The organism is Pseudomonas lalkuanensis, from assembly GCF_008807375.1.
Lineage (GTDB): Bacteria > Pseudomonadota > Gammaproteobacteria > Pseudomonadales > Pseudomonadaceae > Metapseudomonas > Metapseudomonas lalkuanensis.
In genome coordinates this window covers 1,110,952-1,134,337 of sequence record NZ_CP043311.1, presented here as the reverse complement: position 1 = coordinate 1,134,337, position 23,386 = coordinate 1,110,952, and the positions used below count along the sequence as shown (strand labels likewise).

The following is a 23,386-nucleotide window of genomic DNA, read 5'->3' as shown; positions in this document are numbered from 1 at the left end:
CGGCTCAGGCTACTTCGATGGCGGCCATCAGGCCGGTTTCCATATGGTCGATGACGTGGCAGTGGAACATCCATATCCCCGGGTTATCCGCTACCAGTGCTATGCGCGCGGTCTCGTTCTTGCCCAGCAGGTAGGTGTCGGTGAAATAGGGAATGATGGACTTGCGGTCCGAGTCCAGCACCTTGAACGCCATACCGTGGAGATGGATGGGGTGCAGGTACTGTGCCATGTTGCGCAGTTCGAAGATGTAGTGGCCGTCCTTCTTCAACTTGGCGATGGGGCGATCCGCGCAGGTCTTGTCGTTGATGTCCCAGGCCTTGCCGTTGATCTGCCAGTAGTTGTTCGGCTGCCCGGTGGCGCTGGCCAGGGTTGCGGCCCATTCGAAGTTGAAGCGCAACACCTCGGCCTTCTCCAGGTCGGGCTCCGGCACCGGGTTGGCCGGCAGCGCCGCCGGCCAGTCACCGGGGGCCTCGCTGCTGGCTACGCTCTTCAGGGTCGCAAGGCGCAGCGGACCGTTTCGCAGCGGCAACTCGGTGCCTTCGGCCGGCACCTTGATGGCCAGCTCGATGCGCATGCCCGGCCCCAGCCAGTACTCCTTGCCCAGGTTGCGGGGCTCCACGGGGTGGCCATCCAGGGAATAGATGCGCGCCTCGGCACCCGGCAGGTTGAGCCGGTAGGTGACGGTGTTGTCCAGGTTCAGGATACGCAGGCGCACCACCTGGCCCGCCGGCAGTTCCACGGTAGGCAGCGGCTTGCCGTTGATGGTGGTCAGGCGGCCACGGGTACCTTCGCGGGCGGCTTCGCGCGGTACGCTGAAGGCGGTGAACGCACCTTCCTGGTCCACATGCCAGGTCTTCAGGCTGAGCACTTTCTCGTGCCTGAAGCCGGTAGGCTCGCGTTCCTCGACGATCAGCGGGCCGACCAGGCCGCGCCCCAGCTGATGGGCACTGGACAGGTGCGGGTGGTACCAGAAGCTGCCGGCGTCGTCGGTCTTGAAGCGGTAGTCGAAATATTCGCCGGGCAGCACCGGCAGCTGCGACACGTAGGGCACGCCATCCATCTCCAGCGGCACGCGGATGCCATGCCAGTGGATGGTGGTGGGTTCGTCGAGCTTGTTGATGAAGCGCACCCGCAGCCAGTCGCCCTGGCGGGAACGGAGTTCGACGCCCGGCGCCTGGCCGCCATAGGCCCAGGCAGGCGTCGTGTGGCCGGCGACCAGTTCGAGGTCCAGCGGTGCGGCGATCAGTTCGTAGTCGTGGGTCTTGGCATCCAGGCTGCGGCCCAGCCAGTAACGGGCGCCGCCGGCACCCAGGCCGACCACGCCGAGGCCGACCAGGCCACCGAGAATCTGTCTGCGAGTGAAGGACATGGGGGTCAGGCTCCTCTGGGGAAGAACGGGGCTGTCCCATCGGCTAATCGAACCAGCCTCTGCCGGGCCGGCTTTCGGGGCGCACAAGATACACCCCGGGACTGTGAAAGATAAGTGAAAGCATCTGCATTAGCCGCGACCGATGGGCGCAGCCGCCCTTCCCTGCCGGGCGTAGGATGGACGAATCGGCCAGAGAGGAGCTTGCCCATGCATCCCACCCGCCGCGAAATGGTGCAGTTCTGCATTGGAGGCTTCGTGCTGCTGAACTGGCCTCGCCTGGGCCAGGCCGACAATATCGGAGTCTGCCGACTCAGCCCGGAACAGACTGCCGGGCCCTTCTACCTGGAAGATGCGCTGCTGCGCCAGGACATCACCGATGGCAGGCCGGGCACGCCACTGAAACTGCAATTCGAAGTGCTGCAGGCGGACGCTTGCCACCCACTGGGAGATGCCGCCCTGGAGATCTGGCACTGCGACGCCCAGGGCGCCTATTCCGGCGTCGGCGCCGAATCCGCGAGCCGCTTCCTGCGCGGCGTACAGATCACCGACGACGATGGCCGCGCGGAATTCCGCAGCATCCTTCCCGGCTACTACCCGGGACGCACCAACCACGTCCATCTCAAGGTCCATCTGGGCGAGCAGGATATCCACACCGGCCAGTTGTACTTCCCGGAAGCGGTGATCCGCCCGGCCATGACCCGGCCACCATACGCACATCCCGGCCAGGTCTGGACGCCCCGGGAGCAGGATTACATCTACCGCCGGCAGGGCGGGGAGCAGTCGGTGGCTGAGCTGGAGGAGGACGGCGACGGATTCATTGCGCGCCTGACGCTGGTGGTCGATACCCGCGCCAATGCCTGACAACTGAATCCGACCTGCAGGGTGCGCCATGCGCACCCTGCAGGAAAGGCGGTGCGCGCGGCGCACCCTACAATCTACAAGGAGCCGGCCCCGCAAGCCCCAAAACAAAACCGGCCGGGCTTTGAGGCCTGGCCGGTTCCGTTTCGCTAGCGCTTGCGCACTCGCATCACTCCCACTCGATGGTCGCCGGCGGTTTGCTCGACACGTCGTAGGTGACGCGAGAAATGCCTTCGATCTCGTTGATGATGCGGTTGGAGACGGTCTCCAGCAGCTCGTAGGGCAGGTGCGCCCAGCGGGCGGTCATGAAGTCGATGGTTTCCACTGCACGCAGGGCGACGACCCAGGCGTAGCGACGGCCGTCACCGACCACGCCGACGGACTTCACCGGCTGGAACACCACGAACGCCTGGCTGGTCTTGTGGTACCAGTCAGCCTTGTGCAGCTCTTCGATGAAGATGTGGTCGGCACGACGCAGCAGGTCGGCGTATTCCTTCTTCACTTCGCCGAGGATACGCACGCCCAGGCCCGGGCCCGGGAACGGATGGCGGTAGACCATGCTGTAGGGCAGGCCCAGTTCCAGGCCGATCTTGCGCACTTCGTCCTTGAACAGCTCGCGCAGCGGCTCGACCAGTTCGAACTGCATGTCTTCCGGCAGGCCGCCGACGTTGTGGTGCGACTTGATCACGTGGGCCTTGCCGGTCTTGGCGCCGGCCGACTCGATCACGTCGGGGTAGATGGTGCCCTGGGCGAGGAACTTGATGCCCTGCAGCTTGGTGGCTTCCTCGTCGAACACTTCGATGAAGGTGCGACCGATGATCTTGCGCTTCTCTTCCGGGTCGGCGACGCCGGCCAGGCGGGAGAGGAACTTGTCTTCGGCGTTGGCGCGGATCACGCGTACGCCCATGTTCTCGGCGAACATGGCCATCACGTGGTCGCCCTCGTGCAGGCGCAGCAGGCCGTTGTCGACGAAAACGCAGGTCAGCTGGTCGCCGATGGCCTTGTGCAGCAGGGCCGCGACCACCGAGGAATCAACGCCGCCGGAAAGCCCCAGCAGCACCTTGGACGAACCGACCTGGGCACGTACCGTGGCGATGGCGTCTTCGACAATGTTCGACGGGGTCCAGAGGGCGGCGCAGCCACAGATATCCAGCACGAAGCGGGAAAGGATGCGGCCGCCCTGCTTGGTGTGGGTCACTTCCGGGTGGAACTGCACGCCGTAGTAGGCGCGGTGATCGTCAGCCATGGCGGCGATCGGGCAGCTCGGGGTGCTGGCCAGGATGTGGAAGCCGGCGGGCATGTCGGTGACCTTGTCGCCGTGGCTCATCCACACGTCGAGACCGAGGACTCCGTCGTCGTCCACGTGGTCTTCGATGCCGTCCAGCAGGCGGGCCTTGCCCACCACGTCGACACGGGCGTAGCCGAATTCGCGCAGGTCGGAACCCTGCACTTTGCCACCCAGTTGCTCGGCCATGGTCTGCATGCCGTAGCAGATGCCGAACAGCGGCACATTGAGGTCGAACACGGCCTGCGGAGCGCGCGGGCTGTTGGCTTCGTGAACCGACTCCGGGCCACCGGCGAGGATGATGCCGCGCGGGGCGAAGGCACGGATCGCCTCATTGCTCATGTCGAAGGGGTGGATTTCGCAATACACGCCGATCTCGCGCACGCGGCGGGCGATCAGTTGGGTGTACTGGGAGCCGAAGTCGAGGATCAGGATCCGGTGGGCGTGAATGTCTTGGGACATGGCCATCTCTCGTTACGGAATTCAAAAACGACACGGGGCTGAATCAGACAGCCCCGTGACGCACTAGCTTTCAATCAGCCTCAACCAACGCGGTAGTTCGGGGCTTCCTTGGTGATCTGCACGTCGTGGACGTGGGACTCGGCCATGCCGGCGCCGGTGATGCGCACGAACTGCGGCTTGGTGCGCATTTCCTCGACGGTGGAGCAGCCGGTGTAGCCCATGGAGGCACGCAGGCCGCCCATCAGCTGGTGAACGATGGCGGTCAGGGTGCCCTTGTAGGGAACACGGCCTTCGATGCCTTCGGGAACCAGCTTCTCGGCACCGGCCGAGGAGTCCTGGAAGTAACGGTCGGACGAGCCCTGGGACTGCGCCATCGCACCCAGCGAGCCCATGCCGCGGTAGGCCTTGTAGGAACGGCCCTGGAACAGTTCGACTTCGCCCGGTGCCTCTTCGGTACCGGCGAACATGGAGCCCATCATCACGCAGGAAGCGCCAGCCACGATGGCCTTGGACAGGTCACCGGAGAAGCGGATGCCGCCGTCGGCGATCAGCGGGATCCCGGAGCCGGCCAGGGCGGCGGCAACATTGGCGATGGCGGAAATCTGCGGTACGCCGACGCCGGCAACGATGCGGGTGGTGCAGATGGAGCCCGGGCCGATACCGACCTTGACCGCGTCAGCGCCAGCCTCGGCCAGGGCCTTGGCGGCTTCGCCGGTAGCGATGTTGCCACCGATCACCTGCACATGCGGGTAGGTGTCCTTGACCCAGCGAACGCGCTCGATCACGCCCCTGGAGTGGCCGTGGGCGGTGTCCACCACCACCACGTCGACACCAGCGGCAACCAGCGCGGATACGCGCTCGCCGGTGTCGGCGCCGGTGCCCACCGCCGCGCCAACGCGCAGACGGCCCTGGTCGTCCTTGGACGCCAGCGGGTAAGTCTTGGCCTTCTCGATATCACGGAAGGTCACCAGGCCGCGCAGGTAGAAGTTCTCGTCGACCACCAGCATCTTCTCGATGCGGTTTTCGTAGAGCTTGGCCTTCATTTCTTCCAGCGGGGTGCCTTCACGGGCGGTGACCAGTTTTTCCTTGGGAGTCATGATCGCGGCAACGGTGTCACCGACGTTCGGACGGAAGCGCAGGTCGCGGCCGGTCACGATGCCCACCAGCTCGCCCTCTTCCACCACCGGGAAGCCGGAGAAGCCGTATTCACGGGCGATCTGCAGCAGCTCGATGATCTTGGTGGAGGGGGTGACGGTCACCGGGTCACGGACGATGGCGGTCTCGTGACGCTTGACCTTGCGCACCTCGGCAGCCTGCTGCTCGATGGTCATGTTCTTGTGGATGATGCCGATGCCGCCTTCCTGGGCCATGGCGATGGCCAGGCGGGCTTCGGTCACGGTGTCCATCGCCGCGGATACCAGCGGGATGTTCAGTTCGATGCCGCGGGTCAGGCGGGTCTTGAGGCTGACATCCTTGGGCAGAATCTCGGAATATCCCGGAATCAGGAGAACGTCGTCGAAGGTCAGGGCTTCTTGGCTGATGCGCAGCATGGCGGGGGCTCCCAGGCGGGAAAATTGGAAGCGCGCCATTATAACGAGGCCACGGCCGCTGCTCAACGCAGCCGACGGGCTACAGATCGGGTTTCTGGTCGTGGGAGCGAATTTATTCGCGAAATGGCGGCACTACAGTCCGAAAACAGCCGAAATACAGGCTTCCTGCCCGTTTTGCGATTGAAATCGCTCCCACAGTCACCCATCGGTCCGCACCTGGCGCACCGAGAATCCGAGCCGTTCGCCGAACGCGTCGAGGAAAGCCTGGGTGAAACGGGTTTCACCCCAGCCGTTGAAGATGAAACCGAGATTGGAAAAGCCGCAGGGCTGCAGGAAGAGGAAGCCGTTGATGTCATCCTCGAAGCCGCATTCCGGGCAGCTGAAGTTGTCGGTATGCCCCGGCCACCATTCTTCCAGGCTCTCGAACAGCGGTTCGCCGACTTCCTGACGGCACTCGGGGCAGCCCGCTTCATTGAGGAAGTCGCGCGTAGGTGTATAGATGCAGCGCTTGTCCACCAGCTCCAGGCCGTTCACCGGCTGGCCGAATGGCAGGCGTTCCGGGTGCTCGACCACACTCCGCGCGCCGCGGGCGATGGCGTAGGCCATGCGGTTGCCGCGCAGCCCGCAAGTGCTCGGCAGCGCTTCGACCACCTCGCGCTGGGCCAGCCAGCGCAGCATGCGCCCGACCAGGGCCTGATGCCCGGGAACGGTGGAAATCTGCGGCACGATGATCAACTGGCTCGATTCCATTTCTGGCTCCTGCTGCATCGAAAAGGGCGCGCAGCTTAACCCTCGCCCTTTACCCGTCAACTATGGCGCATGGCGGCAAAGCCATTATCATTTCCACCCATGCTCAAAGACCCCTTCCAACGGCTCGGCCTCGACCGCGAGGTGCTGACCGTCAGCCAGCTCAACCAGCGCGCCCGCCATCTACTGGAGGACGTGTTCCCGCAGGTCTGGGTGGAAGGCGAGATATCCAACCTCGCCCGCCCCGCTTCCGGCCATCTCTATTTCACCCTCAAGGATGCCCAGGCCCAGGTCCGCTGCGCGCTGTTCCGACAGAATGCCCAGCGCGTGCGCCAGGCCCTGCGCGACGGCCTCGCCGTGCGGGTGCGCGGCAAGGTCTCGTTGTTCGAAGGCCGTGGCGACTACCAGCTGATCGCCGACGCCGTCGAACCGGCCGGCGACGGCGCCCTGCGCCTGGCCTTCGAAGCACTGAAGGAAAAGCTGGCCGCCGAGGGGCTGTTCGCCACCGAGCGCAAGCAACCCCTGCCCGCCCACCCGCAGCGCATTGGCATTGTCAGTTCGCCCACCGGCGCGGTGATCCGCGACATCATCAGCGTATTCCGCCGCCGTGCCCCCCAGGTGCAGCTGACCCTGATCCCCACCGCGGTGCAGGGCCGCGAGGCCACCGCCCAGATCGTCCGCGCCCTGGCGCTGGCCGATGCCCAGGGCTTCGATGCGTTGATCCTGGCCCGGGGTGGCGGCTCGCTGGAGGACCTCTGGTGCTTCAACGAGGAGGCCGTGGCCCGCGCGGTGGCCGCCTGCAAGACGCCCATCGTCAGCGCCGTCGGCCACGAGACGGACGTATCCATCAGCGATTTCGTCGCTGACGTGCGCGCCCCGACCCCCTCCGCCGCCGCCGAACTGCTGGCCCCGGATGCCAGTGAACTGCAGCAGCGCCTGGACAGCCTGCATCGGCGCCTGGTCCTGCGCATGCGCGAACACCTGACCCGAGAGCGCCTGCGCCTGGACGGACTGTTCCGGCGCCTGCGCCACCCCGGCGAGCGACTGCGCCAGCAGGCGCAGCGCCTGGACGACCTGGACATGCGCCTGCGCCGCGCTTTCGAGCGCCAGCTGCAAGTTCGCCACGAACGCCTGGCGCGCCTCGATACGCGCCTCGCCGCACAACATCCGGGACGCAGCCTGGCGCTGTTGCGACAGCGGCTGGACAGCCTGGCCGAGCGCCTGCCCCGCGCCGCTCGTGAAGCCATCAAGGACCGTCGGCAGAAGCTCGACGCCCTGGCCCAGACCCTGCACGTGGTCAGTCCGCTGGCTACGCTCGGCCGCGGCTACAGCATCCTGCTGGACGAACGCGGCCAGGCCATCCGCGCCGCCAGCCAGACGCGCCCCGGCCAGCGTCTGAAGGCCCGCCTCGCCGAGGGGGAGCTGGACGTACGTGTCGAAGACAACCACCTCACCCCCGTGAACCTCTCCCTGCTGGACTGACCATGCGCCTGCTCGCCGCCCTGCTCCTCTGCCTCGCCCTACCCGTCCACGCCGAAGGCTTCATCACCCGCCTGCTGAACAAGCCGGTACCGGGGGGCGTGGCGGTGATCCAACTCGGCAGCGCCGCCCAGGCGCCCACCGCGCGCTACCAGGGCAAGCCTGTGCTGGTGGTCAAGGAAGACGGCCGCGACTGGATCGCCATCGTCGGCATTCCGCTGGGCACCCAGTTGGGCCAGCAACGGATCGAAGTGAGCGATGGGCGCAAGCTGGCCTTCAGCGTCGGCCCGCGCACCTATCGCGAGCAGCACATCAAGCTGGCCAACCAGCGCCAGGTAAATCCGCTGCCGGAAGACCTCAAGCGCATCGACCGCGAACTGGCCGAGCAGACCACCGCCTACCGCCGCTTCAGCCCCGGAACGCCGAGCAACCTGCTGTTCGACAAGCCGGTGAACGGCCCGCTTTCCAGCCCCTTCGGCCTGCGTCGCTTCTTCAATGGCGAGGAGCGCAACCCGCATTCCGGCCTGGACTTCGCCGTGGGCGCCGGCACGCCGATCAAGGCCCCGGCGGCAGGCACGGTGATCCTCATCGGCGACTACTTCTTCAACGGCAGGACAGTGTTCGTGGACCACGGCCAGGGCCTGATCAGCATGTTCTGTCACATGTCGAAGGTAGAGGTGAAGCTCGGCCAGCAAGTGCCGCGCGGTGGCGTGGTGGGCCGCGTCGGAGCCACCGGACGCGCCACCGGCCCGCACATGCACTGGAACGTCAGCCTCAACGATGTGCGCGTGGACCCGGCCATCTTCATCGGCGCCTACAAACCCTGATCGACATCTACGCTTACACCCCAGGCCTGGGGCGGGCCTGGTGGATTTGCTAAGGTCCGGCGCTTTCCGGGGCCCGCCCCGCTCACCAGACTCTCCAAGGGAACGCCCATGCAGAACGATGTCACCCCCTGGCTCGCCTGGCTGCGGCAGCATCAAGAGCTGCACACCATCGTCACCACCGCGGTCCTCATCCTCCTCGCGTGGATTTCCAACTGGGTCGTCCAGCGCATCCTCATCCGCGGCCTGTTCCGCCTCACCGGCGTACACGTCCAGGACCACGGACTGATCAAGCGCCTGGCCAACGTGGTACCCGCCCTGGTGCTGACCGGCGGGGTGCGGGTGGTGCCGAACCTGCCGAATGCGCTGGTGGAGATCATCACCAACGTCTGCGCCGCCTTCATCATCCTCACCATCGCCCTGGCCCTGAGCGCCGCACTGAACATCGTCAACAGCCTGTACCTGCGGCGCAAGGACGCCCACCTGCGGCCCATCAAGGGCTATATCCAGGTGCTGAAGATCGCCATCTTCGCCATCGCCACCGTCCTCATCATCGCCAGCCTGATCGACCGCTCGCCGCTGATCCTGCTCTCCGGCCTGGGCGCCATGGCCGCCGTGCTGCTGTTGATTTTCCAGGACACCCTGCTGTCCCTGGTGGCCAGCGTGCAGATCACCTCCAGCGACATCATCCGCGTCGGCGACTGGGTGGAAATGCCGCAACTCAACGCCGATGGCGACGTCATCGATATCGCCCTGCACACGGTGAAAGTGCAGAACTGGGACAAGACCATCACCACCATTCCCACCAAGCGCTTCATCACCGACTCGTTCAAGAACTGGCGCGGCATGCAGGAATCCGGGGGCCGGCGGATCAAGCGCTGCCTGTACCTGGACCAGAACAGCGTGCGCTTCCTCAACCAGGACGACATCGAGCGACTGCACGATTTCCGCCTGCTGGACAGCTACCTCACCGTCAAGCAGAGCGAGCTGCTGTCCTGGAACAGCCAGCTGGACGAACAGGAGCGCCTGCCGGTCAACCGTCGCCAGCTGACCAACCTCGGCACCTTCCGCGCCTACGTGGAGAACTACCTGCGGGAGAGCCAGGACATCCGCAAGGACATGACCCTGCTCGTGCGGCAGATGGCCCCCACCGCCAACGGCCTGCCCATGGAGCTGTATTGCTTCACCAACACCACTGCCTGGGCCCGCTACGAGGCCATCCAGTCCGACATCTTCGACCACTTGCTGGCGATACTTCCGGAGTTCGGCCTGCGGGTCTTCCAGCACCCCAGCGGAGCGGACATGCGCGCACTGCGCCTGCCTCCAGCACAATGACCCGGGCACTGCCCGCGGATTGCCCGGCAATGGGCCTTTCGCCGGCTGGCTGCCTCGCGCCAAAGAAGCCGCGCAATCATTCCCAGAAACCCGCCCCTTTCACGCAATAAATTCCCTCCTTGCAGATTCTTGCGCTCTTTTTCACCATTTTTTCCGCGATGCTTGCCATATTCACTCACGATGAATAGGGTTAGCCCCTATGAAAACCGCACACACTCTCATCCTTCTGCGTCAACACGCCTGCCTGCGACTGGTCAGCCCCCGACTGCGTGGCTGAATCCCACCTCCGCCGCACCCGCCGATTTCCAATGCCTGGCCGACCATCACACGGCCCGCAGTAAAAAGGATTTGCCCCATGAGCATGCTGAAAGACCCGTCCAACAAGTACCGTCCGTTCCCGGCCATCAACCTGCCGGACCGTACCTGGCCGTCGAAGACCATCACCGAAGTACCGATCTGGTGCAGCTCCGACCTGCGCGACGGCAACCAGTCACTGATCGAGCCGATGGATGCGCAGAAGAAGATGCGTTTCTTCAAGACCCTGGTGCAGGTGGGCCTGAAGGAAATCGAGGTGGCCTTCCCGTCCGCTTCGGACACCGATTTCAACTTCGTCCGCGAGCTGATCGAAGGCGGCCACATTCCGGATGACGTGACCATCCAGGTGCTGACCCAGGCCCGCGAAGACCTGATCACCCGTACCTTCGAGTCGCTGAAGGGCGCGAAGAAGGCCATCGTCCACGTCTACAACGCCACCGCGCCGTCCTTCCGCCGTATCGTCTTCAACCAGGACAAGGCCGGTGTGATCGAGATCGCCACCAACGCCGCCAAACTGATCAGGAAGCTGGCCGCCGAGCAGCCGGGTACTGACTGGACATTCCAGTACTCGCCGGAAATCTTCAGCTCTACCGAGCTGGAGTTCGCAGTAGAAGTCTGCGATGCGGTGATCGACGTCTGGCAGCCGACGCCCGAGAAGAAAGTCATCCTCAACCTGCCGGCCACCGTGGAATGCGCCACGCCGAACGTGTACGCCGACCAGATCGAATGGTTCGGCCGTCACGTCAGCCGCCGTGACTCGGTGATCATCAGCCTGCACACCCACAACGACCGTGGCACCGGTGTGGCCGCCACCGAACTGGGCCTGATGGCCGGCGCCGACCGTGTGGAAGGCTGCCTGTTCGGCAACGGTGAGCGTACCGGCAACGTCGACCTGGTGACCCTCGCGCTGAACATGTACACCCAGGGCCTGCACCCGCAGCTGGACTTCTCCGACATCGATGCCGTGCGCAAGGTAGTCGAGGAATGCAACCAGCTGCCGGTCCACCCGCGTCACCCCTACGTGGGCGACCTGGTGCACACCGCCTTCTCCGGCTCCCACCAGGACGCCATCCGCAAGGGCTTCGCCCAGCAGAAGGACGACGCCGTCTGGGAAGTGCCCTACCTGCCGATCGACCCGGCTGACATCGGCCGCAGCTACGAAGCGGTGATCCGTGTGAACAGCCAGTCCGGCAAGGGTGGCATCACCTTCCTGCTGGAACAGGAATACGGCATCAGCCTGCCGCGCCGCATGCAGATCGAATTCAGCCAGGTGGTGCAGAAGGAAACCGATCGCCTGGGCCTGGAAATGACTGCCGAGCAGATCTACAAGCTGCTGGACGCCGAGTACCTGCAGGCCAGCACTCCGTTCACCCTGAAGGGCCATCGCCTGCAGGAAGAGAACGGCACCAGCGCCGTGGATATCGAAGTCCAGGTCAAGGGCGAGAACCAGCACCTGCGCGGCATGGGCAAGGGCCCGCTGGAAGCCCTGGTGGCCAGCCTGCCGGTGAAGGTGGAGATCATGGACTACTCCGAGCACGCTATCGGCGCCGGCACCAACGCCAAGGCCGCGGCCTACATCGAACTGCGCGTCAACGGCGGCCGTGCCCTGCACGGTATCGGCATCGACGAGAACATCACCACCGCCAGCTTCCGTGCCCTGTTCAGCGCCCTCAACCGTGCCCTGAGCCAGGCCGAGGCCGAAGCGGCCTGAGGCTGATGCTGCAATGAAAAACCCCGCCATCCGGCGGGGTTTTCTTTTGTGGAAAGATTGTGGGAGCGAACTCATTCGCGAATGAATTCGCTCCCACAGTGGCCAGAATGGAAGCGGCTAGCCCTGCTGCTGCCAATGGCACTTGCCCCAGGCACACATGGAATCCAGCACCGGCTTCAGGCTCAAGCCATGTTCGGTCAGACGGTATTCGACCCGCGGCGGCACCTCGGCGTATACGGTGCGCGAAACGATGCCGTCGCGCTCCAGCTCGCGCAGCTGCTGGGTCAGCATCTTCTCGGTGATGCCCGGCACCAGCCGCTTGAGCTCGGAGAAGCGCCGCGACTCGGGTATCAGGTGGTAGACCAGCAGCGACTTCCACTTGCCACCAATCACCGCCAGGGTGACTTCCACCGGCGTGTTGTAGACTTTTTCCCCCGCCACCAGCAGGTTGCCCCCAGCAGGTATCGGCTTGTGCTCGCTCATGGCGCCCCCGAACTCAAAGGTGCAGGTCGAAGGCGTCCGCGTCGCGCATCGCCGGGAAGCGCTCGCGGTAGGCCGCCAGTTGCGAAGCGGACAGGCTGGCGAAGAACACCCCGTCGCCATCGCCGGCATCCAGCAGGTGTTCGCCCTGGAAATCCAGCACTTGGCTATCGCCGCTGTAACCATGGCCCTTGCCATCGGTACCGACGCGGTTCACCGCCGCCACATAACAGAGGTTCTCGATGGCGCGCGCCGGCAAGAGGCGGTTCCAGTGATGACGGCGGGCCGCTGGCCAGTTGGCCGTGTAGAGGAGCAGGTCGGTGTCGTGCGGATCGCGGCTCCACACCGGGAAGCGCAGGTCGTAGCAGATCAGCGGACGCACCCGCCAGCCCTTGAGTTCGAACAGCGCCTGGGTCTCGCCCGGCGTGTAGTGCTTGTGCTCGCCGGCCATGCGGAACAGGTGGCGCTTGTCGTAATGCAGGACTTCACCGTCCGGACGCGCCCAGAGAAGGCGGTTGCGATGACTGCCATCGGCGGCCTGAATGATGACGCTGCCGGTGATCACGGCATCGAGGCGACTGGCTTGCTCGCGCAGCCAGGCATGGGTCGGGCCTTGCTCCGGTTCGGCGAGCTCCGACGAATCCATGGAGAAGCCGGTGGTGAACATCTCCGGCAGGACGACCAGGTCCGCCCCCCTCGCCTGCTCCAGCAGCGCTTCGAAGTGCGCGTGGTTGGCGGCGCAGTCATGCCAGGCCAGGGTGGTCTGCACCAGGGCCAGCTTGAGGTCGGGCAAGGTGGTCAGATCGCGCATAGCTTTTCCGCCGCCTCACGCAGCGTCTCCTCACGTTTGGCGAAGCAGAAGCGCACCAGGCGCAGGTCCTTGGGTGCCTGCTGGTAGAACACCGAGACCGGGATCGCGGCGACGCCATGCTCGCGGGTCAGCCACTCGGACATGGCCACGTCGTCCAGGTCGTCGCGGATGGCGCTGTAGTCCACCAGCTGGAAGTAAGTGCCGGCGGCACGGGTGAAGCCGAAGCGCGAGCCGGCCAGCAGGTCGCAGAACAGGTCGCGCTTGGCCTGGTAGAAGGCGGGCAGCTCGGCCAGGTGCTCCGGATGCGCCGCCATGAAGTCGGCCAGCGCCCACTGCAGGGGAGTGACGCCGCAGAAGTTCACGTACTGGTGGACCTTGCGCAGCTCGGCAGAAAGCGCCGGCGGGGCGACTACGTAGCCGGTTTTCCAACCAGTGACGTGATAGGTCTTGCCGAAGGAACTGACCACGAAGGCGCGGGCGTAGAGCTCGTCATGGGCGAGCACGCTGACGTGGCTGACACCGTCGAACACCAGGTGCTCGTATACCTCGTCCGAGACCAGGTAGATATCGCGGCCACGGATCAGCTCGGCCAGCTGGTCCAGCTCAGCGCGGGAAATCAGCGCGCCGCTGGGGTTGTGCGGGCTGTTGAGGATGATCATGCGGGTGCGCGGGCTGAGGGCATCCGTCATGCGTTGCCAGTCGATGGAGAAGCCGGGCAGTGCCAGCGGCACATGCACGCAGCGGCCGCCGGCCAGCTCCACGGATGGCTCATAGCTGTCGTAGCAGGGATCGAGGACGATCACCTCGTCGCCGGCGCGGACCACGGCCTGGATGGCGCAGAAAATGGCTTCGGTAGCACCGGGAGTGATGGTCACTTCGGCATCGGCGCTGACCGCTCGACCGTAGAAAGTGGCCACCTTGGCCGCCACCTGTTCGCGCAGCGCGGGCAGGCCGGTCATAGGGGCGTATTGGTTATGTCCGGCGGCAATGTGCTGGCCGACCGCGTCGCACAGGGCAGCAGGCGCGGAGAAATCCGGGAAGCCCTGGGACAGGTTGATGGCGCCGGCTTCAGCGGCGAGCTGGGACATGCGGGTGAAGATGGTGGTGCCGACGTTCGGCAACTTGCTGGCGATCATTTCTTCAGGCTGCTGGCGACTGGGAAGTGGCTCATAGCTTAAGGCCTGAGTGGTTTCGCGACTACCGGAATGCCGGCAAGAGCGAGCTCTGCTCGCGAAACATTGTGCCTGCCCGATTCGCGGGCAGAGCTCGCTCCTACGAAAGACGCACTCCCCCGAAAGTGAGGCTCTGGAAATGAAAAAGGCGCCCATGGGCGCCCTCTTCTTCCAGCCGGTATCAGCGCTTCTTGTCGCGGCGCTTCTTCTCGGCCTTCTTGTGGTGCGACATGAGGCGGCGCTTCTTGTTCACCTGACGCTCGGTCAGGGTGTTCTTCTTGCCCTCGTAAGGGTTCTCGCCCCCCTTGTACTCGATGCGGATCGGCGTACCGACCAGCTTGAGCACGCGCCTGTAGGTGTTCTCCAGGTAGCGCGAGTAGGACTTGGGCACCGATTCCACCTGGTTGCCGTGGATTACGATCAGCGGCGGGTTGGCCCCCCCCAGGTGGGCGTAGCGCAGCTTGATGCGGCGACCGTTGACCAGCGGCGGTTGGTGCTCCTGGACCGCGTCCTCGAGGATCTGCGTCAGGCGGCTGGTGGGCCAGCGGGTGATGGCGGAGCGGAACGACTCCTGCACCGACTTGTACAGGTGGCCGACGCCGGTGCCGTGCAGCGCGGAGATGAAGTGGATATCGGCGAAATCGACGAAGAACAGCCGGCGCTCCAGCTCGGTCTTCACGTAGTCGCGCTCACTCGGCTCCATGCCGTCCCATTTGTTCAGGGCAATGACCAGCGCGCGGCCGGTTTCCAGCACGAAGCCCAGCAGGTTGAGGTCGTGCTCGACCACGCCCTCGCGGGCGTCCATCACGAAGATCACCACGTTGGCGTCCTGGATGGCCTGCAGGGTCTTTACCACCGAGAACTTTTCCACAGCCTCGAAGATCTTGCCGCGGCGGCGCACGCCCGCGGTGTCGATCAGGGTGTACTTCTCTTCGTTGCGCTCGAAGGGGATGTAGATGCTGTCGCGCGTGGTGCCGGCCTGGTCGTACACGATCACCCGCTCTTCACCGAGCATGCGGTTGACCAGGGTGGACTTGCCGACGTTGGGGCGGCCGATGATGGCGATCTTGATACCGTCCTTCTCGCTCGGGCCGGGAATGCGCTTGGCTTCTTCGCCTTCAGCGACTTCCTCGGCGCTGGCCGCTTCCTCTTCGTCGGCACCATCGTCGCGCGGGAACTCGCCCAGCGCGACCTGCAGCATCTGGCTGATGCCACGGCCGTGAGCGGCGGCGATCGGCAAGGCATCGCCCAGTCCCAGGGGGCTGAACTCGGCGCGGGCGAGGTCCGGGTCAACGGTGTCGACCTTGTTGGCCACCAGGAAGCTGCGCTTGTTCCGCTTGCGCAGGTGCTCGGCGATCATCTGGTCGGACGCGGTCATGCCGGCGCGGGAGTCGACCATGAAGAGCACTGCATCTGCCTCTTCAATGGCCTGCAGCGACTGCTCGGCCATCTTTGCGTCGATGCCTTCCTCATCGCCGGAAATACCCCCGGTGTCGATGACGATATAGGTGCGACCCTGCCACTTCGCCTCGCCGTACTGGCGGTCACGGGTCAGACCTGCGTACTCCGCGACAATCGCGTTGCGGGTCTTGGTCAGGCGGTTGAACAGGGTGGACTTGCCGACGTTGGGCCGACCCACCAGGGCAATTACGGGAACCATGAGGCTCTCCACTCGTTATTTCAGAAAACACAAAGGCCGCTGCCGTTTGACGGCAGCGGCCCGACATCAGGCTTCAGCTTAGCGGATGGTCAGGCCAACCAGCTTGCCGCCGTTGCCATAGGCATACATCCACTCACCGACCACCAGCGGACGGGCACGCAGGCCGTCGCCATCGATCTTCACGCGACCGACGAAGTGACCGTCCACCTGGCTCAGCAGGTGCAGGTAACCTTCGAAGTCACCCACAGCCACGTAGCTGGAGAAGACTTCCGGAGCGGACAGCTGGCGGCGGGCCAGCGCGTCGTTGCTCCACAGGGCGGAGGCGGAACGCTCATCCACGCCTTCCACGGTGCCATTGGCCAGGCTCACGTACACGTTGCCGAAGCCCTGGGCGACGCCAGCGTAGCTGGAGGCTTCGCGCTGCCAGAGCACACGGCCGCTTTCCAGATCCAGGGCAGCAACGCGGCCCTGGTAGGTGGCCACGTATAGGGTACCGCCGGACAGCAGCAGGCCGCCGTCGATGTCTACAACGCGATCCAGCTCGGAGCGGCCCTGGGGCACGGCCACGCGTTGTTCCCAGACCGGAATGCCGCGTTTGATATCCAGCGCGAGCACCTTGCCGGTGGACAGGCCGGCCACGGCCAGGTTGTTGGTCACGATGGGCGCGCCGGTACCGCGCAGGGTCAGCACGGCCGGGGTGTTCTCGTAGATCCAGAGCTGGTTGCCGGTAACGGCATCGAAACCGAACAGGGTGTCGTTCTGGGTCTGCACGACCACCACGTCACCGTTGTTGGCCGCCGGGGCCAGCACTTCGCCGTTGACGCGGGCACGCCACTTCTCTTCGCCGTTGGTGGCGTCCAGCGCGACGATCTCGCCCTTCAGGGTGCCGACCATCACCAGGCCGTAGCCAACGCCCACGGCGCCGGATACCGGGAGTTCCAGGTCCTGCTTCCAGATCACGTCGCCATTGAAGCGGTTGAGCGCCATGACCTCGCCGTTGACGTCCGAGGCGTAGATGGTGTCGCCGTCGACGGCGGGCACCAGCAGGTTGTAGGTCTCGCCCTGGCCATCGCCAATGGAGCGGCTCCAGCCCTTGTCCAGACTCACCTCTTCGGTGATATCGGGCAGTTCGGCCGGCGGCAGTTCCTTCTTGCTGTTGCTGCTGCAGCCCACGGCCAGAACGGCCAGGGCCAGCACTGCGGCATTCTTCCAACGCATCACGTCACGCGTCCCCTTTTGCCAGGTCGTCGAGCTTCATCTGCAGGCCACCCACGGCGGCGTCTTCGGGCAGTGCGGCCTTGGCTTTCAGGTAGGCGGCATGCGCGTCATCGGCACGACCCAGCTGCACCAGCAGGTCGCCCTTGAGTTCTTCGCGGCTGGCGGCGAAGGCCTTGTCGGCGTCGCCTTCCAGCAGCTTGAGAGCATCTTCGGCCTTGCCCTGGGCGGCCAGGACACGGGCCAGGCGCTGGCGGGCAAGTTCGCCGAGGGTCGCGTCGGCCGGCTTGTCGAGCACGGCCTTGAGTTCGGCAGCGGCGTCGTCCAGCTTGCCCGCCTCGACCGCGACCTTGGCCACGAACAGGCTGCCGTACTGGGCGTAGTGGGTGCCGCCGAAGTCACTCTTCAGCTTGCCGGCCAGTTCGGCGACCTTGGCCGAATCCGGAGTGCCGCTGGGGTTCAGCGCGGTTTCCAGCAGTTGCTGGTAAACGGCCGAGGCGCCCTGGGCCTGATTGGTTTCGTACTTCTGCCAGGCCTGCCAACCGAAGACCACCGCCAGCGCCAGTGCGCCGCCAGTGAGCATGGGTTTGCCGTTGCGCTGCCACCAGTCCCTGAACTGCGCAATCTGTTCTTCTTCAGTCTGCATGCTTAACCCCGTACTCCTGATCTTTGGATGCTCAAGCCCGCTTCAGGCAGGCTGCGAGATGCTCGGCCAGAGCATCCCAGGCAATGTCTTGTTGTTCGCTGTCGTCGCGAAGCGGCTTGCAACCTACCACGCGCTTGGCCAGTTCGTCGTCCCCCAGGATCAACGCATACTGGGCACCGCTCTTGTCGGCCTTCTTGAACTGGCTCTTGAAGCTGCCAGCGCCGGCATTGACCAGCAGGCGCAGGCCGGGAACCGCATCGCGCAGCTGCTCGGAAAGGCCTAGGGCAGCCAGTTCTGCGGCTTCGCCGAAGGCGCAGATATAGACGTCGGCCGGGCTGTTCAGCTCATCCGGCACCAGGCCGAGGGTTTCCAGCAGCAGCACCAGACGCTCGACACCCATGGCGTAGCCCACGCCCGGAGTCGGCTTGCCGCCGAACTGGGTGACCAGGCCATCGTAGCGGCCACCGGCACAGACGGTGCCCTGGGAGCCGAGCTTGTCGGTCACCCACTCGAAGACGGTGCGGCTGTAGTAGTCCAGGCCGCGCACCAGCTTCTGGTTGATTTCGTAGCGGATACCCACAGCATCCAGACGCGCCTTGAGGCCTTCGAAGTGAGCCAGGGACTCTTCGTCCAGGTAGTCGTGGAGGGTCGGCGCATCTACCAGCACGGCCTGGGTGCCACCATCCTTGCTGTCGAGAATGCGCAGCGGATTGGTGGTCAGGCGACGCTGGCTGTCTTCGTCCAGCAGGTCGTAGCGATCCTTCAGGTAAGCCACCAGTGCATCGCGATAGCGAGCGCGAGCCTCGCTGGAACCCAGGCTGTTCAGCTGCAGGGTCACGGCGTCGGCCAGGCCTAGCTTCTTCCACAGGCGCCAGGTGAGCACGATCAGCTCAGCGTCGATGTCCGGGCCGGGCAGGTTGAAAACTTCCACGCCCATCTGGTGGAACTGGCGGTAGCGACCCTTCTGCGGCTTCTCGTAGCGGAACATGGGGCCGGCATACCACAGTTTCTGCACCTGGCCGCCGCCAGTGAGACCATGCTCGAGCACAGCGCGCACGCAGCCCGCAGTGCCTTCCGGGCGCATGGTCAGCGACTCTTCGTTGCGATCGAGGAAGGTGTACATCTCCTTGTCGACCACGTCGGTGCCTTCGCCGATACCACGGGCGAACAGCTCGGTGAACTCGAGGATCGGCAGGCGGATTTCCTTGTAACCGTAACTATCCAGCAGGTCAGCGACGGTATTTTCCAGGTAACGCCAGGCGGGCGTCTGCTCCGGCAGGATGTCGTTCATGCCACGAATGGCTTGCAAGGTCTTGCTCACGTGGGTTCCTTGTTTCAGCTACGGGCGATCAGTGCCGCGTCAGCTTCGGCCTTTGCAGCCGCCTTTTCGCGGATGAGCCGTTCCAGCTCGTCCACCAGGTTGTCGTTGTTCAGCTTCTGCGCCGGCTTGCCGTCGATGTAGACCAGGTTGTTCGGCGTGCCGCCGGTCAGGCCGATATGGGCCTCCTTGGCTTCGCCCGGACCGTTGACCACGCAGCCGATCACGGCCACGTCCATCGGTACCAGCAGGTCTTCGAGGCGCCCTTCCAGCTCGTTCATGGTCTTGACCACATCGAAGTTCTGCCGCGAGCAGCTCGGGCAGGCGATGAAGTTGATGCCACGGGAGCGCAGGTGCAGGGACTTGAGGATGTCGAAGCCGACCTTGACCTCTTCCACCGGGTCCGCCGCCAGCGAGATGCGGATGGTGTCGCCGATGCCCTCGGCCAGCAGCATGCCCAGCCCCACCGCGGACTTCACGGTGCCGGAGCGCAGGCCGCCCGCTTCGGTGATGCCCAGGTGCAGCGGCTGCACGATCTGCTTGGCCAGCAGGCGATAGGCTTCGACGGCCATGAACACGTCAGAGGCCTTGACACTGACCTTGAAGTCCTGGAAATCCAGCTTGTCGAGGTGCTCGACATGGCGCAGGGCGGATTCCACCAGGGCCTGCGGTGTCGGCTCGCCGTACTTCTTCTGCAGGTCCTTTTCCAGGGAACCGGCGTTGACGCCGATGCGGATCGGGATGCCCTTGTCGCGGGCGGCATCGACCACGGCCCTGACGCGGTCTTCGCGGCCAATGTTGCCCGGGTTGATGCGCAGGCAGTCGACGCCCAGTTCGGCGACGCGCAGGGCGATCTTGTAGTCGAAGTGGATGTCCGCCACCAGCGGTACCTGGACCTGCTGCTTGATGCGGCCGAAGGCCTCGGCAGCGTCCATGTCCGGCACGGAGATGCGAACGATATCGACGCCGGCATCCACCAGGCGCTGGATCTGGCCCACGGTGGCGGCGACGTCGCAGGTGTCGGTGTTGGTCATGCTCTGTACGGCGATGGGCGCATCACCGCCCACCGGTACGGAGCCGACCCAGATTTTCCGCGAAACGCGGCGTTTGATCGGGGATTCGCAATGCATGGCTTATTGCCCCAACTTCAGGCGAGCGGTCTCGCCGCGGACAAAAGGCGATACGTCGACCGACTGGCCGTTGTAGCTGACTTGCGCGCCGCGGGCGAAGCCCAGGCGAACTTCCAGCGGCGCCTTGCCGGCCAGCTCGACGCTGTCGCCGGTGCGCTTGAGGGCGCTGACCAGTACCTTGCCGTCGGCATCGGTGACCTGGGTCCAGCAATTGGCGGTGAACTGGATACGCACCACGCCATGGCCCTGCTGGGCAACCACGGGGGCCGGTGCTTCGGTGGCGGGCGCCGGGGCGGCAGCGGGCGCGGCCGGAGCTATCGGAGCTACCGGCTGGGCGGTCGCGGGAGCTGCAGGTGCAGTAGCGACCGGCGCAATCGGAGCGGCCGGTTGTGCAGCCGGCGCGGTGGGAGCGGCGATTGCCGGTGCCGGGTTCGGCGCGGCCGGGGCTGCAGCGGCAGGCGCGGTTTCGCCAGCCGGCGCGACAGGGGTATCGCTGGCGGCGGCCTGCTGTTCGGGTTGGGCAGCCGTTTCCGGGGAAACTTCGGCCGGGGACGGCACTTCGCTTTCCTGAGCCTCGGCCACGGCCTGGTCTTCCGGCTCGTCGAGCGGGTGGATCTGGGTGGTGCCGTCGGCACTTTCCACTTCCACATGTTCCATGTTCACGCTGGCCGATTCTTCGTTGTTGCGGCTGGAATGCTCCTGCCACCAGAAGAAGCCGACGGCGCCAAGTGCCACCAGGATGATGAAGCTGACGATACGCAACACGCTCTGGGACAGGCGCACCGGCTCTTCGATGCGACCCAGGCTGTGCACGTTGCTGCCCTTGGCATCGGTGCCGGTGTAATGGTCGAACTCGGCGACCAGGACAGCCTGGTCCATGCCCAGCAGCTTGGCATAGGCGCGCACGTAGCCGCGAGCGAAGGTGTGCCCGGGCAACTGCTCGAAATCACCCGCCTCGAGCTGGCGCAGTGCCTGCTCGGTCAGGTTCAGGTGGCGAGCGACCTCGCCCAGGGACCAATCCTTGCTCTCACGGGCCTGACGCAGGGTTTCGCCCGGGTTGGCACGGGTCGCCGCTACAGCTTCGGGATGCGACGCTTTCATCTTTGCTCCGACAGGTATTGCTGATATTCCGGCGTGCCGGGATAGAGTCGCTTGAGTTGCAGACCGAGGCTGGCGGCCTGGTCGCGGTCTTCGAATATGGTTGCCAGACGCGACCCGAGCAACAGGCTTTGGGCGGTCTGATCGGCAATCCGGGAATAGCGCTGGTAGTAGTCGCGAGCAGGCACGTACTGCTTCTCGTCGAAGGACAGCTGGGCCATCTCCAGCAGCGCCTTGGGCTGTTGGCGATTCAGGCGCAGGGATTTTTCGAAGTGCTGCTTGGCCAGCGCCGGATTGTTCATCTTCAGCGCGGTCAGGCCGAGGTTCTCGAACACGCGCGAGCGCTCGGGATAGAGGTTGTCGTCCGCGGCTTGCTGGAAGCGGTCGTAGGCATCCTTGTAACGGCCTTGCTCGTAGAGGAAGCTGCCGTAGTTGTTGAGGATGCGCGCATCGTTACGGGAGGACAGGGCCTTGCGATAGTGCTGGTCGGCTAGCTCCGGCTCCATCTCGGTCTGGAACACCAGGGCGAGGGCCGCATTGGCGTCGGCGTTGGAAGAGTCCAGCTCAAGGGCCTTCTTCAGTGGAACCTTGGCTCGCTCGGTGGCCCCTTGCTTCAGATAGCCGATACCCAGTTCGATGTAGGCATCACGCGCTGCATCACGGCCCTTGTCGGTCTTCATCGGATCGACCTGACCGGTCGACACGCAGGCCGCGAGCAATGCGGTGGAAACGAGGAGCAGCGCAGCGCGCAGGGTCATGGGGTGTCCTTCTCTAGTTCCGGTTCGCGGCGTTGCTGGACGCCTCCGCTTCGGCATTCAGCTGGCGCACGGCGATGTAGCGCTCGCTGCGGCGGGTACGGTCCATGACCTGGCCGACCAGCTGGCCACAGGCTGCATCGATGTCGTCGCCGCGGGTGGTGCGGACGGTGACATTGTGCCCGGCCTTGTGCAACAGGTCCTGGAAGCGGCGGATCGCATTATTGCTCGGCCGCTCGTAACCCGAGTGCGGGAAGGGATTGAACGGAATCAGGTTGATCTTGCAGGGGAAGTCCTTGAGCAGCTCGATCATCTGGGTAGCGTGTTCGGGCTGGTCGTTGACGTCCTTGAGCAGGGTATACTCGACGGTCAGCACGCGCTTCTCACCGAGACGGGAGATATAGCGGCGGCAGGCATCGAGCACCACTTCGAGGGGGTACTTCTTGTTGATCGGCACCAGCTGGTTGCGCAGCGGGTCGTTCGGCGCGTGCAGCGACAGCGCGAGGGAAACGTCGATCACCTCGCCCAGCTTGTCGATCATCGGCGCCACGCCAGAGGTGGACAGGGTCACCTTGCGCTTGGAAATGCCGTAACCGAGGTCGTCCATCATGATGTTCATGGCGGCGACGACGTTGTCGAAATTCAGCAGCGGCTCGCCCATGCCCATCATCACCACGTTGGTGATGGCACGGTCGATCTTCGCGGGGATGGTCCCGAAGGACTTGTTGGCGATCCACACCTGGCCGATCACTTCGGCGGCGGTGAGGTCGCTGTTGAAACCTTGCTTGCCCGTGGAGCAGAAGCTGCAATCCAGGGCGCAACCGGCCTGGGACGAGACACACAAGGTGCCACGGCCGCCTTGCGGGATGTACACGGTTTCGACGCAGCTGCCGGAGGCCACGCGGACCACCCATTTGCGGGTGCCATCGCTGGAGATGTCCTGGCTGACCACTTCCGGGCCGCGAATCTCGGCAGAGGCCTTGAGCTTGTCGCGCAAGGCCTTGCCGATATTGCTCATGGCGTCGAAATCATCGACGCCGAAGTGGTGAATCCACTTCATCACCTGGCCGGCGCGGAAGCGTTTCTCCCCGATGGACTCGAAGAAGCTTTCCAGTTGCGGCTGGGTCAGGCCCAGCAGGTTCACTTTACCGGTCGATTCAGTCATG

General features: G+C 64.9%; 20 protein-coding genes. 5 read left to right on the top strand and 15 right to left on the bottom strand.

All coding sequences use genetic code 11. The annotated features are described in order from the left end of the window. Positions 1-4: 4 nt before the first annotated feature. On the bottom strand, positions 5-1,369 hold the full coding sequence (locus tag FXN65_RS05430; RefSeq protein ID WP_151132067.1) for a multicopper oxidase family protein: 1,365 nt from the start codon (positions 1,367-1,369) through the stop codon (positions 5-7). Between the two features lie 207 nt (positions 1,370-1,576). Here FXN65_RS05430 and FXN65_RS05425 point away from each other — a divergent pair, with 207 nt between their 5' ends. Beyond that, positions 1,577-2,230 (top strand): intradiol ring-cleavage dioxygenase, encoded by a 654-nt coding sequence (locus FXN65_RS05425; RefSeq protein ID WP_151132066.1) that lies wholly within the window; start codon positions 1,577-1,579, stop codon positions 2,228-2,230. Positions 2,231-2,396: 166 nt separating this feature from the next. On the opposite strand, the gene guaA is transcribed toward FXN65_RS05425, so the two are convergent. The 3 genes from guaA to FXN65_RS05410 form a co-directional block, all read right to left on the bottom strand. After that, positions 2,397-3,974, bottom strand: coding sequence for a glutamine-hydrolyzing GMP synthase (gene guaA, locus FXN65_RS05420; RefSeq protein ID WP_151132065.1), 1,578 nt, complete (start codon positions 3,972-3,974; stop codon positions 2,397-2,399). An 80-nt stretch (positions 3,975-4,054) separates the two neighbouring features. After that, on the bottom strand, positions 4,055-5,524 hold the full coding sequence (guaB, locus tag FXN65_RS05415; RefSeq protein WP_151132064.1) for an IMP dehydrogenase: 1,470 nt from the start codon (positions 5,522-5,524) through the stop codon (positions 4,055-4,057). Between the two features lie 198 nt (positions 5,525-5,722). Continuing rightward, on the bottom strand, positions 5,723-6,274 hold the full coding sequence (locus FXN65_RS05410) for a sugar ABC transporter ATPase (RefSeq protein WP_151132063.1): 552 nt from the start codon (positions 6,272-6,274) through the stop codon (positions 5,723-5,725). 99 nt (positions 6,275-6,373) lie between these two features. On the opposite strand from FXN65_RS05410, the gene xseA reads away from it, so the two are divergent. The 4 genes from xseA (at position 6,374) to leuA (ending at position 11,935) form a co-directional block, all read left to right on the top strand. Next, positions 6,374-7,753 (top strand): exodeoxyribonuclease VII large subunit, encoded by a 1,380-nt coding sequence (xseA, locus tag FXN65_RS05405; protein WP_151132062.1) that lies wholly within the window; start codon positions 6,374-6,376, stop codon positions 7,751-7,753. A gap of 2 nt (positions 7,754-7,755) precedes the next feature. Beyond that, positions 7,756-8,577 carry a peptidoglycan DD-metalloendopeptidase family protein gene (locus tag FXN65_RS05400; protein ID WP_151132061.1) on the top strand — a complete coding sequence of 274 codons (822 nt, stop codon included), beginning with the start codon at positions 7,756-7,758 and terminating at the stop codon, positions 8,575-8,577. A gap of 108 nt (positions 8,578-8,685) precedes the next feature. Then, on the top strand, positions 8,686-9,909 hold the full coding sequence (locus tag FXN65_RS05395) for a mechanosensitive ion channel family protein (protein ID WP_151132060.1): 1,224 nt from the start codon (positions 8,686-8,688) through the stop codon (positions 9,907-9,909). Between the two features lie 355 nt (positions 9,910-10,264). Beyond that, positions 10,265-11,935, top strand: coding sequence for a 2-isopropylmalate synthase (gene leuA, locus FXN65_RS05390; protein ID WP_151132059.1), 1,671 nt, complete (start codon positions 10,265-10,267; stop codon positions 11,933-11,935). Between the two features lie 117 nt (positions 11,936-12,052). Here the strand turns inward: leuA and FXN65_RS05385 are convergent, their stop codons facing one another. The 11 genes from FXN65_RS05385 to rlmN all read right to left on the bottom strand — a co-directional run bounded on the left by FXN65_RS05385 (position 12,053) and on the right by rlmN (position 23,385). After that, on the bottom strand, positions 12,053-12,418 hold the full coding sequence (locus FXN65_RS05385) for a winged helix-turn-helix transcriptional regulator (RefSeq protein WP_151132058.1): 366 nt from the start codon (positions 12,416-12,418) through the stop codon (positions 12,053-12,055). A 13-nt stretch (positions 12,419-12,431) separates the two neighbouring features. Then, positions 12,432-13,226 carry an amidohydrolase gene (locus FXN65_RS05380; protein WP_151132057.1) on the bottom strand — a complete coding sequence of 265 codons (795 nt, stop codon included), beginning with the start codon at positions 13,224-13,226 and terminating at the stop codon, positions 12,432-12,434. After that, positions 13,214-14,362 carry a pyridoxal phosphate-dependent aminotransferase gene (locus tag FXN65_RS05375; protein WP_151132056.1) on the bottom strand — a complete coding sequence of 383 codons (1,149 nt, stop codon included), beginning with the start codon at positions 14,360-14,362 and terminating at the stop codon, positions 13,214-13,216. Before FXN65_RS05375 ends, FXN65_RS05380 begins: the two co-directional genes overlap by 13 nt. A gap of 217 nt (positions 14,363-14,579) precedes the next feature. Continuing rightward, positions 14,580-16,058 (bottom strand): ribosome biogenesis GTPase Der, encoded by a 1,479-nt coding sequence (gene der, locus FXN65_RS05370; protein ID WP_151132055.1) that lies wholly within the window; start codon positions 16,056-16,058, stop codon positions 14,580-14,582. 78 nt (positions 16,059-16,136) lie between these two features. Beyond that, complete coding sequence (bamB, locus tag FXN65_RS05365) at positions 16,137-17,276, bottom strand: outer membrane protein assembly factor BamB (protein ID WP_151138667.1); 1,140 nt, start codon at positions 17,274-17,276, stop codon at positions 16,137-16,139. 4 nt (positions 17,277-17,280) lie between these two features. Beyond that, positions 17,281-17,919, bottom strand: a complete 639-nt coding sequence (locus tag FXN65_RS05360; RefSeq protein ID WP_151132054.1) for a YfgM family protein — start codon at positions 17,917-17,919, stop codon at positions 17,281-17,283. Between the two features lie 31 nt (positions 17,920-17,950). Continuing rightward, positions 17,951-19,240 (bottom strand): histidine--tRNA ligase, encoded by a 1,290-nt coding sequence (gene hisS, locus FXN65_RS05355; RefSeq protein ID WP_151132053.1) that lies wholly within the window; start codon positions 19,238-19,240, stop codon positions 17,951-17,953. 14 nt (positions 19,241-19,254) lie between these two features. Continuing rightward, entirely contained in the window at positions 19,255-20,367 is a 1,113-nt protein-coding gene (gene ispG / locus FXN65_RS05350) for a flavodoxin-dependent (E)-4-hydroxy-3-methylbut-2-enyl-diphosphate synthase (protein WP_120652801.1), read from the bottom strand. Positions 20,368-20,370: 3 nt separating this feature from the next. After that, positions 20,371-21,468 carry a RodZ domain-containing protein gene (locus FXN65_RS05345; protein ID WP_151132052.1) on the bottom strand — a complete coding sequence of 366 codons (1,098 nt, stop codon included), beginning with the start codon at positions 21,466-21,468 and terminating at the stop codon, positions 20,371-20,373. Continuing rightward, a complete protein-coding gene (pilW, locus tag FXN65_RS05340; protein WP_151132051.1) occupies positions 21,465-22,223 on the bottom strand; it encodes a type IV pilus biogenesis/stability protein PilW in 759 nt (252 codons plus the stop codon). The genes FXN65_RS05345 and pilW overlap by 4 nt, the downstream gene beginning before the upstream one ends. A 13-nt stretch (positions 22,224-22,236) precedes the next feature. Beyond that, positions 22,237-23,385, bottom strand: coding sequence for a 23S rRNA (adenine(2503)-C(2))-methyltransferase RlmN (rlmN, locus tag FXN65_RS05335; RefSeq protein WP_151132050.1), 1,149 nt, complete (start codon positions 23,383-23,385; stop codon positions 22,237-22,239). Between the last annotated feature and the right edge of the window lies 1 nt (position 23,386).